This is a genomic window from Klebsiella sp. JN_Kp127, assembly GCF_040062505.1.
Classification (GTDB): Bacteria; Pseudomonadota; Gammaproteobacteria; order Enterobacterales; family Enterobacteriaceae; genus Klebsiella; species Klebsiella quasipneumoniae.
Genome location: NZ_JBEAHS010000052.1, coordinates 92231 through 108734 on the forward strand (window position 1 = coordinate 92231; position 16504 = coordinate 108734).

Genomic DNA, 16504 nt, shown 5'->3' on the forward strand with positions numbered 1-16504 from the left:
ATCCCCTCTCCCACGCGCCATGGCTATACCGCCCTAAACCGTGAACCCCAACATCATCCCGGTGTCTTCATGTTCCAGCAGGTGGCAGTGGGCCATATAGGCAAACTCCTTCGGCGCCGGATGATCAAACTTCACTAATACTTCACTCACGTCCCCTTCCACACGCACGGTGTCTTTCCAGCCGCGACGATGCGCCGCTGGCGGCTTGCCGTTTTCGCTCAGTATGCGGAACTGGGTGCCGTGGATATGGAACGGATGCAGCATCATGTCGCCCTTACCCGAAATCACCCAGCGCTCATACTGGCCTCTGGCGGCGGCAAACATCGGCACATTCATGTCGAAGGCTTTGCCGTTGATGCGGTTGGCGTTATGGAAATCAAATCCCTTGCCCGACGACATGCCATGATCCATGCCGGACCCGTGGTTCATGTTGCTCATGTCGCCGTGGTGCATATTCCCCATGTCGCCCATCCCGCCATGCCCCATCATGCCGTGATCCATTCCTGCCATCGCCTGATCGCCATATTTCTCCATCAGCGCCTGCATGCCCATCCTGTCGAGCATCGGATCCATCGACAGCTGGAACTGACGCTGCGTCAGCCCCGTCAGAGAAGGTAGCGCCGGCATAGCGGCCAGGGTATCCAGCAGCTTGCCGGAGGCAGGAATGACCAGCGGCTGGACGCGCAGTACCGGCTGTGGTTTATCAAAAGGCGCAATGGCCATGCCCATCTGACCCACCGGCAGGGTCACCAGATCAAAAGGTTTGCCGTCGCTGGTGTCCACCAGCACCTCAAAACGCTCCCCCATCAAGACCGGCAACTCATTGACCTTCACCGGCTCTGCCAGCAGACCGCCGTCGCTGGCCACCACGTACAGCGGGCGCTTATCGCTGGTCGCAAAATTGAGGGAACGGGCATTACAGCCGTTCAGCAAGCGCAGACGTAGCCAGCCGCGCGGGGCGGCATGTTCAGGATAGAGAGCGCCATTGGTCAGCAGCGTATCGCCAAACCAGCCGACGGCAGCGCTCATCACATCCAGCTGATAATCAATTTCGCCAGCGGCGGTAAACTTCTTGTCCTGCACAATCACCGGTACATCATCGATTCCCCACTGCTTCGGCAATAGCAGGCGTCCGCTCTCTTCATCCTCGATCAGCACCAGCCCCGCCAGCCCCATCGCCACCTGCCGACCGGTGGTCCCGTGCTGATGCGGGTGAAACCAGCAGGTGGCGGCCCGCTGCGTTGGCGTGAAGCTCACCGTCCGAGTGGCGCCCGGGGCGATGACCCCCTGCGGTCCTCCGTCGACCTCGCCGGGTACCTCCAGACCATGCCAGTGCAGCGTCGTCTCCTCTGCCAGCTGGTTGGTAATGTCCACCGTGATAGCCTTCCCCTGCGTCAGCTGCAGCGCGGGACCCAGTAGCGAGCCGTTATACCCCCAGGTGGTGGCGTTCAAAGCGCCAAACTGCGTTTTGCCCGCCTGGATGGTCAGCGCGATACGGTTGCGCGCATCAGCCGTCAACAGCGGCGGTACCGGCAGGGCCGGGCGACTAGCCGCAAATACCGCACGGCTCCAAAGCGGTAACGCGCTGGCCATGCTGACCGCGGCGGTCAGTTTGAGGAAGTCTCGACGTTGCATATTCACATCCTTTTATTCTGCGGGCGAATATTTGAGCTTAAACCCTACCGTAACGGGAAGGTCAAGCAGAAGAGTAAGAATAAAGATCGGCGCTGTGTAAAGAAGTATGCTAATTTGAAGCGTCGGTGATCTAACGGTAGAAAAAATGAAGACGCTTTTCAGAACAATGGTACTCGGCAGCCTGCTTACTCTCTCCGCCAACAGCTACGCGCTCAGCGAATCAGAAGCGGAAGACATGGCTGATTTAACCGCGGTTTTTGTGTTTCTGAAAAACGACTGTGGCTACCAGAACCTGCCCAACACGCAGATCCGTCGCGCCCTGGTGTTCTTTGCCCAGCAGAACCAATGGGACCTGAGCAACTACGACAGCTACAACATGAAAGCGCTTGGCGAAGACAGCTATCGCGATCTCAGCGGCATTAACCTTCCGACGGCGAAAAAATGTAAAGCGCTGGCCCGCGATTCACTTAGCCTGCTGGCTTACGTCAAATAATTTCCCGCGCGGGCGGCAACGCGCCGCGCTTTTCCCCGACTCACCCGCCTTTAATATTTACCATTATTATTTTATACAAAATAAATTTTATCTACCTCGCAATATATCAAGCCAATAAATAAATTAAACCCGTACTAACAGCCCTGGCAGATAAAAACAATAAAATATCCCTAACGATATATTGCAAAATAAAAAGCAGCCTTTTAGAATCCGTTGAAAATATATCTACTTCATGGACTGAAATTGTGAATATCTCGCTGACTCTTCGTATTATTCCACTTGCCGCTATGTTATTAGCCGGCTGTAGCAATACCGCCCCTCGCCAGCAGGTAAAACCGCTCACCACCCCGCTAACGTCGCAGCAGCAAGCAGAGCAGGAGCGAGCGGCCAGCGAACAAGCGCGCATTGAATCCTGCCGACAGGCGCTGGACTCGCTAAAAGAGGTTAACCCACAGCAGGCAACCAAACTCAGCAATGACTTCAATGCCTTAGTGCGTGCGGCGTCACAATACAACAGCGTGCGCGAGAAAGTGGCGGATCCCACCCGGCTTGGCATTGACTCTATGTATCAGTTTAAATCCATCAAATTGTGCGCCGATATTCAGAAAACGCTAATCGATAGCCTGGTACAGCGGGGTGAAAGCAAGCAGCCATGAACAGAGCCGCCACGCTGACCCTCAACGCGCCCCTGCTGATGCTCGTCGCGGCGCTGGCGCTTTCAACACCTTTCTTCGCCGGCGCCGCGCCGGCGTTTCTTGACTACGCCCAGCAGCAAACCCAGGCGAATGAAAAAAGCGATGCTGCAACCGCAAAGCAAACGTCAGGCGATCGTCAACCTGCGGATAATAAAAAAAAGACGCCCAATACCGCACAATTGCAAAAAAGAATCGTCAGCCAGCAGGCGACGATTGAGCAAAAAGATAAAACTATTCAGCAATTAAAAAAACAGCTTGCTAACACTCCGGCCACAGAAACCTCCATCGCGAATGAGCAAGCGGCCTTAAATAACAAAATAAAAGAATTACAGATCGCCTTAACCGCCGCCACCGCGAAAAATGAGGCGTTAATTAAAAAAGAAGGCGCAGTCCAGAATACGACTCTGCAGCAAAGTCAGGCCGCCGCGCTGAAGCAGATCCAACAATTAACGTCACAGCTTCAGCAAGCCGCAGCTGAAAATAAACGGCTCAGCGCCAGCCTCACCGCTCTGAATACAGATAAGCAGACGCTGGCTAACCGGCTCGCCGCGGCAGAGAAGGCGCAGCAGACCACCCTCGACCAGGTCAAAACCCTTAACGCCGACAAACAGCCGTTGGTCAACCGGCTGGCGGCAGCGGAAAAAGAGAAGCAGACCGCCCTCGACCAGCTCAAAGCCCTTAACGCCGACAAACAGCCGTTGGTCAACCGGCTGGCGGCGGCGGAAAAAGAGAAGCAGACCGCCCTCGATCAGATCAAAGCCCTTAACGCCGATAAGCAGTCGCTGGCTAACCGGCTCGCCGCGGCGGAGAAAGCGCCATCGAGCCGCGCCGATGCCGCCGTGGCGGCAAAAGATGAGCCCCCCGAGATGGCGGCCATAGTGGCGGCCTATCGCCTGCAGGCGGACAAAGATAACGCCCAGCTGCGGATGAAAGAGGATGAAATCCAGCTGCTGCGGACGCAGCTGACGGTCCCGCCGAGAAATACCACCGGCAAAACCGCCGCCAAACTCAGCGCGCCAGGTGAACAGCAGGCTTACGCCATCGGCGCCTCGATGGGTACAGAGGCGCTTAATGTCCTCACGACTCGTCGCACTCAGGGAGTTAACGTCGACGCTGGCCTGGTGCTGCAGGGCATCGAAGATGCTTTCAGCGGCCAGCTTCGCCTCGGCGAACAGGAGCGTAACAAAGCGCTGTTTGACATTTCACAGCAGGTTTTCCAGAACCTGAATAAAATCGAGCAGAAAAACATCAGCGCCGGTCAGAAATACCAGCAGGCGTTTGCGCGCAAAAAAGGTGTGGTCTTCAAAGAGGGCGTCTACAGCCGTATCGATTACCCGGGTAAAGGAAAAATTAGCGGCAACGATCTGGTGACCGTGGTGATCAAAGAGATGCTGACGGACGGAACGGTGATCAATGATATGGAGACGAAAGATCAGGCGCTTACCCAGAAACTGGATGCCTATCCCCCGGTATTTCGCGGGCCGCTGAAGCGCCTGCAGAACCACGGCTCCGTGACGCTGGTCGTCCCGCCCGACAAAGCCTATGGCAGTAAAGGGTTGCCACCGAAGATCCCCCCAGGCGCCACCATGGTCTATTCCGTGCGGATAGTGGATAGCCAACCCGCGCCGGCAAAATAGCCCTGTCTCCCCACCGCCCTCTCCGGGCGGTGCTGTTATTCCTGCCGCATTGCTGCAATAACCGCCGTGCATCCTCATCTATAGTTGTCTATGATGTTGCACTCGTTTTACGGGTGTAACAGATGTTAACGAAGGAGGAGCCTCACCGTGGCCGATAATCCACTGTGGCATGAAACGCTGCATGACCATTTTGGTCAGTACTTTAGCGTTGATAACGTGCTGTACCACGAAAAAACCGATCATCAGGATCTGATCATCTTTGACAACCGCGCCTTTGGCCGGGTGATGGCGCTGGATGGCGTCGTGCAAACCACCGAACGCGATGAGTTTATCTATCACGAAATGATGACCCACGTGCCGCTGCTGGCTCACGGCAACGCCAAGCATGTCCTGATCATCGGCGGCGGCGATGGCGCGATGCTGCGCGAAGTCTCTCGTCATCGCAGCATCGAAAGCATCACCATGGTGGAAATCGACGCCGGGGTGGTCTCATTCTGCCGCCAGTACCTGCCCAACCATAGCGCCGGCGCCTATGACGATCCGCGCTTTACGCTGGTGATTGATGATGGCGTCAATTTTGTTAACCAGACGACGCAAACGTTCGATGTGATCATTTCGGACTGTACCGACCCTATTGGCCCGGGGGAAAGCCTCTTCACCTCGGCTTTTTATGAAGGCTGCAAACGCTGCCTGAATCCGGGAGGGATTTTCGTTGCGCAGAACGGCGTCTGCTTCCTGCAGCAGGATGAAGCGGTCGGTAGCCATCGCAAACTGAGCCACTATTTTCGCGACGTCAGCTTCTACCAGGCGGCGATTCCGACCTATTACGGCGGGATAATGACCTTTGCCTGGGCGAGCGACAACGAGGCGCTGCGCCATCTTTCCAGCGAAATCATTCAAGCGCGCTTTCACAAAGCCAACCTGACCTGCCGTTACTACAATCCGGCAATCCATACGGCGGCCTTCGCCTTACCACAATATCTGCATGATGCTCTGTCCGCACCGTGAAGCGAAATAAGGGGGTGAACTAAATTGAAAAAATTGAAGCTGCACGGCTTTAACAACCTGACCAAAAGCCTGAGTTTTTGTATCTACGATATCTGTTACGCCAAAACGGCAGAAGAGCGCGACGGCTACATCGCCTATATCGACGAACTTTATAATGCCAATCGCCTGACAGAGATCCTGAGCGAAACCTGCTCTATTATTGGCGCTAATATCCTGAATATCGCCCGCCAGGATTATGAACCCCAGGGCGCCAGCGTGACCATTCTGGTAAGCGAAGAGCCCGTCGACCCGCGGCTTATCGACCAGACCGAACACCCCGGCCCGCTGCCTGAAACCGTGGTCGCCCATCTCGATAAAAGCCATATCTGCGTGCATACCTATCCGGAGAGCCACCCGGAAGGCGGCCTGTGCACCTTCCGCGCCGATATCGAAGTCTCTACCTGCGGGGTTATTTCACCGCTCAAAGCGCTGAACTATCTGATCCACCAGCTGGAATCGGACATTGTGACCATTGACTACCGCGTGCGCGGCTTTACCCGCGACATCAATGGGATGAAGCATTTTATCGATCATGAAATCAACTCAATTCAGAACTTTATGTCTGACGATATGAAGTCGCTGTATGACATGGTCGACGTCAACGTTTATCAGGAAAATATCTTCCATACCAAAATGTTGCTTAAGGAGTTCGACCTTAAGCATTACATGTTCCATACCCGACCGGAAGAGTTGACCGCTGAAGAGCGCAAGGTCATTACCGACCTGCTGTGGAAAGAGATGCGCGAGATTTACTACGGCCGCAATATTCCTGCCGTGTAATGCCTCAATGCCCGGCGGCGATTTTGCGCGCCGGGCCTGGGTTCTGCGCCGGCTGGTAGCGGGGGAAAGGTACTCGTCGCGACCGGAGATGTGCCCTGCGCACACGACGCTTAGCCGGGCTACGGTTTTCCGCAGCCCGGCGCAAAACGAGTCATCAACGCTGCTGCATAAACTCACGATAGGCGGCAACCACCTGCAGGAAATCCTCAACACCACACAGAGAGAGGCTTTCTTCGTCGTAGTAGCTCATCCCCTCCTCGATTTCGTCGCCGGAAAATTCCAGCTGATTGGCGCGGATCATCACCTCTTCGCCATCCAGCCACAGCGTATATTCATGTCCGGCACGCTGCCAGGAACGTTCACTGCCTTTCACGGTGCGCGCAGCCTGCTCCACTTCGTCAAGCAGAGCAAGATTGTCTTTCACCTCCTCGTTGAACCAGTGGCCAATCGCCTCGTGATCCATCGACATTCGCACCTTTACCACTCCGGTAATATCGCGCAGAAATTCGTAGTCCATCGTCTTTTCCTCTGCAAGGGCAATGCGTCACCGCTGCACTGTACCCATGGGGTAATTATCGCAGCAGACCGAAAGAAAAAAAGCGTAACAGGCAGGAGGTTTGGAAATAAAAATGCCCGGTGATGCAATGTTCACCGGGCATTGGGGAGTTTGTAGCCAAACGGTCAGCCAGGCTGACCGACTGGTTTTACACCGCGGTCTGGAAGATCACGCCGTCAGCTTTTTCAGTGTACTGATCCAGCTGGTTGAAGTTCAGATAGCGATAGGTATCTTCCGCTGTCTTATCCACCTGCGCCACGAAGGTCTGGTACTCTTCCGGCGTCGGCAGTTTACCGAGCAGAGAAGCCACCGCTGCCAGCTCGGCAGAGGCCAGATAGACGTTAGCGCCGGTACCTAAACGGTTCGGGAAGTTACGGGTAGAGGTGGAAACCACCGTCGCACCGTCGGCGACGCGCGCCTGGTTACCCATACACAGGGAACAGCCAGGGATTTCGATACGCGCCCCGCTCTTACCAAATACGCTGTAGTAACCTTCTTCGGTCAGCTGCGCGGCGTCCATACGGGTTGGCGGCGCCACCCACAGGCGAGTCGGCAACTGGCCTTTGTGGCTGTCCAGCAGCTTACCGGCGGCACGGAAGTGGCCGATGTTGGTCATGCAGGAGCCGATGAACACTTCGTCGATTTTCTCGCCCTGTACGTCAGACAGCAGGCGGGCATCGTCCGGATCGTTCGGCGCGCACAGAATCGGCTCTTTGATATCCGCCAGATCGATGTCGATCACTGCCGCGTATTCCGCGTCAGCATCGGCTTCCAGCAGCTGCGGATCCGCCAGCCATTTCTCCATGCCCTGGATACGACGCTCCAGGGTACGGCGGTCGCCGTAGCCTTCGGCGATCATCCACTTCAGCAGGACGATGTTGGAGTTCAGATACTCAACGATCGGCTCTTTGTTCAGCTTGATGGTGCAACCTGCAGCAGAACGTTCAGCGGAGGCATCGGTCAGCTCGAACGCCTGCTCCACTTTCAGATCCGGCAGACCTTCAATCTCAAGGATGCGGCCAGAGAAGATGTTTTTCTTACCTTTCTTCTCAACGGTCAGCAGGCCCTGCTTGATGGCGTACAGCGGGATCGCGTGGACCAGGTCGCGCAGCGTAATGCCCGGCTGCATTTTACCTTTGAAACGCACCAGCACCGATTCCGGCATATCCAGCGGCATCACGCCGGTCGCGGCGGCGAAGGCCACCAGACCAGAGCCCGCCGGGAAGGAGATACCGATGGGGAAACGGGTGTGGGAGTCGCCGCCGGTGCCCACGGTATCCGGCAGCAGCATGCGGTTCAGCCAGGAGTGGATCACGCCATCGCCCGGACGCAGCGAGACGCCGCCGCGGTTCATAATGAAGTCCGGCAGAGTATGATGCGTGGTGACGTCAACCGGCTTCGGATAGGCCGCAGTGTGGCAGAAGGACTGCATCACCAGGTCAGCGGAGAAGCCCAGGCACGCCAGGTCTTTCAGTTCATCACGGGTCATTGGACCGGTGGTGTCCTGAGAACCGACGGAGGTCATTTTCGGCTCGCAGTAGGCGCCCGGGCGGATACCGGCAACGCCGCAGGCGCGGCCAACCATTTTCTGCGCCAGAGAGAAGCCGCGGGTGCTTTCCGCCACGTCTTTCGCCTGACGGAAGACATCGCTGTGCGGCAGACCCAGCGCTTCACGGGCTTTGGTGGTCAGGCCGCGACCGATGATCAGCGGGATACGGCCGCCGGCACGGACTTCGTCGATCAGCACATCGGTTTTCAGCTCGAAGCTGGCCAGCAGTTCGTTGGTCTCGTGATTACGCACTTCGCCTTTGAACGGGTAAACGTCGATGACGTCGCCCATGTTCAGGTTTGACACATCCACTTCGATAGGCAGCGCGCCCGCATCTTCCATGGTGTTGAAGAAGATTGGCGCGATTTTGCCGCCCAGGCACAGGCCGCCGCCGCGCTTGTTCGGCACGTTCGGGATATCGTCGCCCATAAACCACAGCACCGAGTTGGTGGCCGATTTACGTGAAGAGCCGGTCCCGACCACATCGCCGACGTAGGCCAGCGGGTAGCCTTTCTGCTGCAGGGCTTCGATCTGTTTGATCGGGCCAACCACGCCCGGTTGATCCGGTTCAATGCCTTCGCGGGCGTTTTTCAGCATCGCCAGGGCGTGCAGCGGGATATCCGGACGCGACCAGGCATCCGGCGCCGGAGACAGGTCATCGGTGTTCGTTTCGCCAGTGACCTTGAAAACGGTAACGGTGATTTTCTCTGCCAGCTGCGGGCGGTTCAGGAACCACTCAGCGTCGGCCCAGGATTGCATAACCTGTTTAGCGTGCTCGTTACCCGCTTTCGCTTTCTCTTCCACGTCGTAGAAGTTATCGAACATCAGCAGAGTATGGGACAGCGCTTTCGCGGCAATCGGCGCTAGTTTCGCGTCGTCCAGGGCATCGATCAGCGGGTGGATATTATAACCGCCCTGCATGGTGCCCAGCAGTTCAACGGCTTTTTCAGGGGTAACCAGGGGGGAGGTCGTTTCGCCTTTGGCGATCGCGGCAAGGAATCCAGCTTTAACATAGGCGGCTTCGTCGACGCCCGGCGGTACACGGTTAATCAGCAGGTCTAACAGGAATTCTTCTTCGCCCGCAGGCGGGTTTTTCAGCAGTTCTACCAGCGCGGCCATTTGGGTTGCATCTAAGGGTTTGGCAACAATCCCCATGGCGGCACGCTCAGCTACGTGCTTACGGTATTCTTCTAGCACGACGGTTCTCCTCGCTTCTCATTGTCATAATGCGGCCTACACCTCTTCAATCAATCTGCTTCGGTATTGGCAGTTTGCCGCCTTGACGCATCTTGAAGGATTTAGTGGCTGGGCGATTTTCTTCACGCTCCTGTGAGACAGCAGTTTGTAGGGTAAATGCCCGATACCGCGTCGGCAGCATAGCAGGATTTTTGAAAGGTGTTAATCTGTTTACAAAAAAGCAACATTAAAATTTAGCTGAATCGTTAAGGGCAGGATATTGCAGGCTTTCTGTTCAAATCCCGCGACAAAAATTCCTTTCCGCGTACAACGCCATGGGCCGATCCCAACAATCATCAATAAAAATCCATACCGCTTACTTATACTCAGCAAACGCGCCGTTTTCGCCGATACTTTAGCGAGATGGGTTACTTTTTGGGTCAGGAGCTTCTATGTCACTGCCGTTCAAACCCCATATTATCGCCCTGCTCTGTAGCGCTGGCTTACTCGCGGCGGCGGGAACACTCTATGTGCAAAGCCGTACTCCAGAGATGGTCACTCAGCCGACGGCGCAGCCTGCGCCAGCGCCAGCGCCAACGCCAGCCGCACCCGCCGCCGCGCAGCCGGTGGCCGCCACCTACCCCCAGGCGCAGATTGACCAGTGGGTTGCCCCCATCGCGCTCTACCCGGACAGTCTGCTGTCGCAGGTGCTGATGGCTTCCACCTACCCGGACAACGTCATGCAGGCGGTGCAGTGGTCCCAGGATAACCCCACCATGAAAGGGGATCCCGCCGTTCAGGCTGTTGCCAGCCAGCCGTGGGATCCCAGCGTCAAATCGCTTGTCGCTTTCCCTGCCCTGCTGGCGATGATGGGCGAGAATCCGCCCTGGGTGGAAAATCTGGGTAATGCGTTTTTGGCCCAGCCGCATGATGTGATGGACTCGGTGCAGCGCCTGCGTGCCATCGCCCAGGAGACAGGGACGCTGAAATCCACGCCGCAGCAAAAAGTGATTGTCGCCGCAGCGGCGCCTGTGCCGGCCACCACTTCGAAAAGCAGCACCGTATCAACGTCAAGCACTACCGCGGCGGCGCCTGCGCCGACGCAGGTCATAAAAATAGAACCGACCGACCCGCAGGTGGTCTATGTTCCCAACTACAACCCCTCCACCGTCTATGGTACCTGGCCGAACAGCGCCTATCCTCCGGTCTATCTGCCGCCCCCTCCCGGGGAGCAGTTTACCGATAGCTTCGTGAAAGGATTCGGTTACAGCCTGGGCGTGGCGACCACCTGGGCGCTGTTCAGCAGCATCGACTGGGATGATGATGATGACTACCACCATCACGATGACGACTACCACCGCGGGGATTACTCGCATAATGGCGATAACATCAATATCAATGTGAATAATTTTAACCGCATTACCGGACAAAACCTGCCGGGCGACCACGTAAACTGGCAGCACAATCCCGCCTATCGCGGTCACGTGCCATACCCCGATAATACCGTCGCCCAGCGCTTTCATCAGACCAACGTATCCGGCGGACTGAGCGCGACCCAGCATGCGCCGGTCGATCGTGAGGCGCAGCGCCAGGCGGCAATGACCCAGCTTCAGCAGCGCAGCGCGTCGACCGCCACGGCAGGCAACCTGGCGACAAACACCCCCTCGCGCGATGCCCAGCGTCAGGCGGCCTCGGCGCAGTTGAAACAAGCCACCCAGCGCAGCAACTACCGCGGTTACGACAGCGCGCCGACATCAACCCAGCAGCGTCGAGACGCGGCGAAAGCGCAGTTGAAAAACCCGACGCCGCAGCAACAGCAGCGTAGGGAAACCATTAAGCACCACGAGCAGAATGCTACACCGAAGCAGCAACAGCGCCGGCAGCAGATCCAGTCCGCCACGCCCGCCCAGCGTCAGCAGACGGTCAATCATCTGCGCGCCAGCGCCCTTAGCGGCAACGAAAGCCGCGCCCCCTCCTGGCAAGCGCAGCAGGAACGGGGACGACAGAGTCGTCAGTTTTCCAGCGTAAACCGCGAGCAGCGCGACGGCGCCAGAGAGCGTCTTTCTGAACACCATGAACTACGCCGCCGCTGAGGATGAGCAGAATGAGAAACCCATTACCTATTGCCCTGTTCACGTTAATGCTGTCACCGCTTGCCGCCTTCGCCCAGCAGCAATATGCCACCCCCGAGCAGGCCGCAAGCGCGCTGGCCGAGGCGATCGGCCAGCAAAATGACGCGGCGCTGAGCGAGGTGCTTGGCGATAACTGGCAGCATTTTTTACCCCCCGACGGGATCGACCCCACTGCCGTCGACCGCTTCCAGCGCGACTGGCAGGTGAAACATGTGATTGTGCAGCAGGGTGATAACGCCTGGCTCGACGTTGGTAGCGAAGCATGGCGTCTGCCCGTCCCCATCGTCAAATCATCCCAGGGCTGGCGCTTTGATATGGCCGCTGGCGAAGAGGAGATCCTCACCCGCGCTATTGGCCGTAATGAACTGTCGGCGATAGCCGCCATGCACGCCTACGTTGACGCCCAGCAGGATTACTATCAACTGAACCACCGCTGGGCGCAGAAAATCATCAGTAGCGAAGGCAAAAAAGATGGTCTGTACTGGCCCACCTCGCCGGGCGAAGCGCCAAGTCCGCTTGGGCCCGCCTTTAGCCCGACGGTACCCGGCAGCGGCTACCATGGCTACCGCTTCCGCATTATCACCGGTAGAGATGAGCAGAGCGTCGCCTTGCTGGCGTGGCCGGTGGCGTGGGGGGAAACCGGCGTGATGAGCTTTATGATCGATCAGCACGATACGGTTTATCAGGCCAATCTCGGTGAAGAGAGCGCGGCAAAGGCCCAGGCGATAACGCGCTTTGCCCCCGACGCTGACGCCGGCTGGCAGGTGGTCAATCCATAAAAAAACGCCCGGTTACGAATACGCAACCGGGCGTTTTCATTCACTTAGCCCTGATGGGGCATCAGAGACGGATCGCCGGCAAAGGCTGGTTTCGTACTGGACAATGCCGCTTCGTCAGCGCTGATGCTGCCGGAATTCGCCGCCCATACCCCTTCACTGGTCTTCGTCACCTGCTGATGCTGGGCATTCAGATCCTGGCCCATCGCCGCGATATGGGTCGTTTCCGTGCCGCCGCTGTTATCCGCCCACGGAATCGTGGCGTCAGCCGCGCAGGCTACACCGGATAAGCACGTTGCTGCGACCAGCGCAGTGGTTAAAAAGCGTTTCATCACACACCTCATCGATATCGTTAACTGTCTATAAGTTTACCGAGTGACTATTTACAAAGTATGTATGAGGTGTAGCGGTTTATGAATAGCGACATAGTTCTAAACATCAGGCATAAAAAAAGCGGCTCCGGGAGCCGCTTATGCTTTTTGCCTGAAAGAAAAAGTTACTTTTTCTTCGCTTTGGCGTTCGGCAGGTCGGTGATGCTGCCTTCGAAGACTTCTGCCGCCAGGCCAACAGACTCGTGCAGAGTCGGGTGAGCGTGGATAGTCAGCGCGATGTCTTCAGCGTCACAGCCCATTTCGATAGCCAGGCCGATCTCACCCAGCAGCTCGCCGCCGTTGGTGCCGACAATCGCGCCGCCGATAACACGGTGGGTCTCTTTGTCGAAGATCAGTTTGGTCATACCGTCTGCGCAGTCGGAAGCGATAGCACGGCCGGAAGCCGCCCACGGGAAGGTGGCGGTTTCGTAGCTGATGCCTTTCTCTTTCGCTTCTTTCTCCGTCAGGCCGACCCATGCCACTTCTGGCTCGGTGTAGGCGATGGACGGGATCACTTTCGGATCGAAGTAGTGTTTCAGGCCGGAGATAACTTCTGCGGCAACGTGACCTTCATGTACGCCTTTGTGCGCCAGCATCGGCTGACCGACGATATCGCCGATAGCAAAGATGTGCGGCACGTTGGTGCGCATTTGTTTGTCAACGCGGATGAAGCCACGATCGTCCACTTCCACGCCCGCTTTGCCTGCGTCGAGGTTTTTGCCGTTCGGTACGCGACCGATAGCCACCAGTACGGCGTCGTAACGCTGTGCTTCCGCCGGCGCTTTTTTGCCTTCCATGGAAACGTAAATACCGTCTTCTTTCGCTTCAACGGCAGTCACTTTGGTTTCCAGCATCAGGTTGAATTTCTTGCTGATGCGTTTAGTGAAGACTTTCACCACGTCTTTATCGGCCGCCGGGATAACCTGGTCGAACATTTCAACCACGTCAATCTCTGAACCCAGCGCATGGTATACGGTACCCATTTCCAGACCGATGATACCGCCGCCCATGACCAGCATGCGTTTCGGTACGGATTTCAGCTCCAGGGCGTCGGTGGAGTCCCATACGCGCGGATCTTCATGCGGGATAAATGGCAGTTGAATCGGACGGGAACCCGCCGCGATGATGGCGTTGTCGAAGTTGATCACGGTTTTGCCGTTTTCGCCTTCCACTTCCAGGGTGTTAGCGCCGGTGAATTTACCCAGACCGTTAACCACCTTCACTTTACGCCCTTTGGCCATGCCAGCCAGACCACCGGTCAGCTGAGTGATGACTTTTTCTTTCCAGGTGCGGATCTTGTCAATATCAGTTTTCGGTTCGCCGAAAACGATGCCGTGTTCGGCCAGCGCTTTCGCTTCTTCGATAACTTTTGCCACGTGCAGCAGCGCTTTAGAAGGGATACAACCCACGTTCAGGCACACCCCACCGAGGGTGCTGTAACGTTCTACGATGACGGTTTCCAGACCTAAATCAGCGCAACGGAAAGCTGCAGAGTAGCCTGCAGGACCTGCCCCAAGTACCACGACCTGAGTTTTGATTTCAGTACTCATCATGACCTCTGTAATTTATATCCGGCGGGTCTGACGCTATTATTCTTACGCCCAAGTCCACCGGGACGTTCTATCCGCGTGTATTTTACAAAATTGTTAACAATTTTTAAACAACAAACGGCAAACGATTTTGTCCTTTGTTGCTGATAATCCCAAACAGCCTGAGGTTATCAGAAAAAAGCCGGCCGTCAGGCCGGCTTTTTCGATTACATCACCAGGCGGCGAATGTCGCTCAGGGTGTTGTTGATGATGGTAATGAAGCGGGCACCATCAGCACCGTCGATCACGCGGTGGTCGAAGGACAGAGAGATCGGCAGCATCAGACGCGGCACGAACTCTTTACCATTCCATACCGGCTCCATCGCGGACTTAGACACGCCGAGGATGGCCACTTCCGGCGCGTTAACAATCGGCGCGAAGTGGGTCGTACCCAGGCCGCCGATGCTGGAGATGGTGAAGCAACCGCCCTGCATTTCGCCCGCCGTCAGTTTGCCATCGCGCGCTTTCTTCGAGATGGTGGTCAGTTCGCGAGACAGCTCGGTGATGCTCTTCTTGTTCACGTCTTTAAAGACCGGAACCACCAGACCGTTCGGGGTATCAACCGCCACACCGATGTTGATGTATTTCTTCAGCGTCAGGCGCTGACCATCTTCGGAGAGCGAGCTGTTGAAGCGCGGCATCTGCTCAAGCGCAGCGGCCACGGCTTTCATGATGAAGACAACCGGGGTGAATTTCACGTCCAGTTTACGCTTCTCAGCTTCGGCGTTCTGCTGCTTACGGAACGCTTCCAGATCGGTGATATCGGTTTTATCGAAGTGTGTAACGTGCGGGATCATGACCCAGTTACGGCTCAGGTTAGCACCAGAGATTTTCTGGATACGGCCCAGCTCCACTTCTTCGATTTCGCCGAACTTGCTGAAGTCAACCTTCGGCCATGGCAGCATGCCCGGGATACCGCCGCCAGCGGCAGCCGCCGGTGCGGATTCAGCGCGTTTAACGGCTTCTTTCACGTAGGCCTGAACGTCTTCGCGCAGGATACGACCTTTACGGCCGGTGCCTTTCACTTTCGCCAGGTTAACGCCGAACTCGCGCGCCAGGCGGCGAATCAGCGGAGTCGCGTGAACGTAAGCATCGTTTTCAGCGAATTCGGTTTTGCCTTCTGCTTTCGCAGCCGGTGCGGCGGCAGGCTTAGCAGCCTGAGCCGGTGCAGCAGCCGGTGCCGGTGCAGCAGCCTGAGCCGGAGCGGCGGCAGGCGCAGCGCCTTCCACTTCGAAGACCATGATCAGGGAGCCGGTTTTGACTTTATCGCCGGTGCTGATTTTGATCTCTTTGACGGTGCCCGCGAACGGCGCCGGCACTTCCATAGACGCTTTGTCGCCTTCGACGGTGATCAGGGACTGCTCAGCAGCCACTTTATCGCCGACTTTCACCATCACTTCGGTGACTTCAACTTCGTCGCCGCCGATGTCCGGGACGTTAACGTCTTTCGCGCCGGCAGCAGCAGCCGGTGCCGCGGCAGCCGGAGCGGCAGCCTGTGCCGGAGCGGCCGCAGGCGCAGCGCCCGCGACTTCGAAGATCATGATCAGGGAGCCGGTGGATACTTTATCGCCGGTGTTGATTTTGATCTCTTTCACGGTACCCGCGAACGGCGCCGGTACTTCCATAGAGGCCTTATCGCCTTCTACGGTGATCAGGGATTGCTCAGCGGCGATGGTGTCGCCCACTTTAACCATGATCTCGGTAACTTCAACTTCATCGCCGCCGATATCCGGGACGTGCACTTCTTTCGCTGCCGCGGCGGCGGCTGGCGCAGCAGCGGCCGGAGCGGCTTCTTTCTTCTCTTCCTGCGCAGGTGCAGCGGCTGCTGCACCCTCGGCGGAATCGAAAATCATAATCAGTTTGCCAGTCTCGGTTTTGTCGCCGACGGAGACTTTAATCTCTTTCACGACGCCAGCCTGCGGAGACGGGACTTCCATAGAGGCTTTATCGCCTTCTACGGTGATCAGCGACTGTTCAGCTTCTACTTTGTCGCCAACTTTGACCAAGATCTCGGTGATTTCAACTTCATCAGCCCCGATGTCCGGTACTTTGATTTCGATAGCCATTA

At 56.8% G+C, this 16504-nt stretch carries 12 protein-coding genes and 1 pseudogene; 7 read left to right on the forward strand and 6 right to left on the reverse strand.

The window, feature by feature from the left end:
- Window positions 1-33 precede the first annotated feature (33 nt).
- Window positions 34-1635 carry a multicopper oxidase CueO gene (gene cueO, locus ABLV04_RS21225; protein ID WP_180266002.1) on the reverse strand — a complete coding sequence of 534 codons (1602 nt, stop codon included), beginning with the start codon at window positions 1633-1635 and terminating at the stop codon, window positions 34-36.
- Window positions 1636-1780: 145 nt separating this feature from the next.
- Between cueO and ABLV04_RS21230 the strand changes: the two genes are divergently transcribed.
- The 5 genes and pseudogenes from ABLV04_RS21230 (at window position 1781) to speD (ending at window position 6287) form a co-directional block, all read left to right on the forward strand.
- Window positions 1781-2128 (forward strand): YacC family pilotin-like protein, encoded by a 348-nt coding sequence (locus ABLV04_RS21230; RefSeq protein WP_004204381.1) that lies wholly within the window; start codon window positions 1781-1783, stop codon window positions 2126-2128.
- A 245-nt stretch (window positions 2129-2373) separates the two neighbouring features.
- Window positions 2374-2784 carry a hypothetical protein gene (locus ABLV04_RS21235; protein WP_023292003.1) on the forward strand — a complete coding sequence of 137 codons (411 nt, stop codon included), beginning with the start codon at window positions 2374-2376 and terminating at the stop codon, window positions 2782-2784.
- A 539-nt stretch (window positions 2785-3323) separates the two neighbouring features.
- A pseudogene (locus tag ABLV04_RS21240) lies at window positions 3324-4460 on the forward strand (FKBP-type peptidyl-prolyl cis-trans isomerase N-terminal domain-containing protein); the annotation flags it as partial.
- Window positions 4461-4607: 147 nt separating this feature from the next.
- The gene (speE, locus tag ABLV04_RS21245; RefSeq protein ID WP_004204376.1) at window positions 4608-5468 is read left to right on the forward strand and encodes a polyamine aminopropyltransferase; all 861 of its coding nucleotides are present in this window, start codon (window positions 4608-4610) and stop codon (window positions 5466-5468) included.
- A gap of 24 nt (window positions 5469-5492) precedes the next feature.
- Window positions 5493-6287: an adenosylmethionine decarboxylase gene (gene speD, locus ABLV04_RS21250; RefSeq protein ID WP_004204375.1), complete on the forward strand. Its 795-nt coding sequence runs from the start codon at window positions 5493-5495 to the stop codon at window positions 6285-6287.
- A 154-nt stretch (window positions 6288-6441) separates the two neighbouring features.
- On the opposite strand, the gene yacL is transcribed toward speD, so the two are convergent.
- Window positions 6442-6804: a protein YacL gene (yacL, locus tag ABLV04_RS21255; protein ID WP_004204373.1), complete on the reverse strand. Its 363-nt coding sequence runs from the start codon at window positions 6802-6804 to the stop codon at window positions 6442-6444.
- Window positions 6805-6991: 187 nt separating this feature from the next.
- Entirely contained in the window at window positions 6992-9589 is a 2598-nt protein-coding gene (gene acnB, locus ABLV04_RS21260; RefSeq protein WP_004204372.1) for a bifunctional aconitate hydratase 2/2-methylisocitrate dehydratase, read from the reverse strand.
- A gap of 431 nt (window positions 9590-10020) precedes the next feature.
- Here acnB and ABLV04_RS21265 point away from each other — a divergent pair, with 431 nt between their 5' ends.
- The gene (locus tag ABLV04_RS21265; protein ID WP_180266004.1) at window positions 10021-11661 is read left to right on the forward strand and encodes a DUF3300 domain-containing protein; all 1641 of its coding nucleotides are present in this window, start codon (window positions 10021-10023) and stop codon (window positions 11659-11661) included.
- 11 nt (window positions 11662-11672) lie between these two features.
- Entirely contained in the window at window positions 11673-12479 is an 807-nt protein-coding gene (locus tag ABLV04_RS21270; protein ID WP_032453849.1) for a DUF2950 family protein, read from the forward strand.
- 44 nt (window positions 12480-12523) lie between these two features.
- On the opposite strand, the gene ABLV04_RS21275 is transcribed toward ABLV04_RS21270, so the two are convergent.
- From ABLV04_RS21275 to aceF, 3 genes are all read right to left on the reverse strand, one after another.
- Window positions 12524-12808: a hypothetical protein gene (locus tag ABLV04_RS21275; RefSeq protein ID WP_023291998.1), complete on the reverse strand. Its 285-nt coding sequence runs from the start codon at window positions 12806-12808 to the stop codon at window positions 12524-12526.
- Between the two features lie 164 nt (window positions 12809-12972).
- Window positions 12973-14397, reverse strand: a complete 1425-nt coding sequence (gene lpdA, locus ABLV04_RS21280; protein ID WP_002888731.1) for a dihydrolipoyl dehydrogenase — start codon at window positions 14395-14397, stop codon at window positions 12973-12975.
- A gap of 206 nt (window positions 14398-14603) precedes the next feature.
- Window positions 14604-16502 carry a pyruvate dehydrogenase complex dihydrolipoyllysine-residue acetyltransferase gene (gene aceF / locus ABLV04_RS21285; RefSeq protein WP_023291997.1) on the reverse strand — a complete coding sequence of 633 codons (1899 nt, stop codon included), beginning with the start codon at window positions 16500-16502 and terminating at the stop codon, window positions 14604-14606.
- Window positions 16503-16504 lie beyond the last annotated feature (2 nt).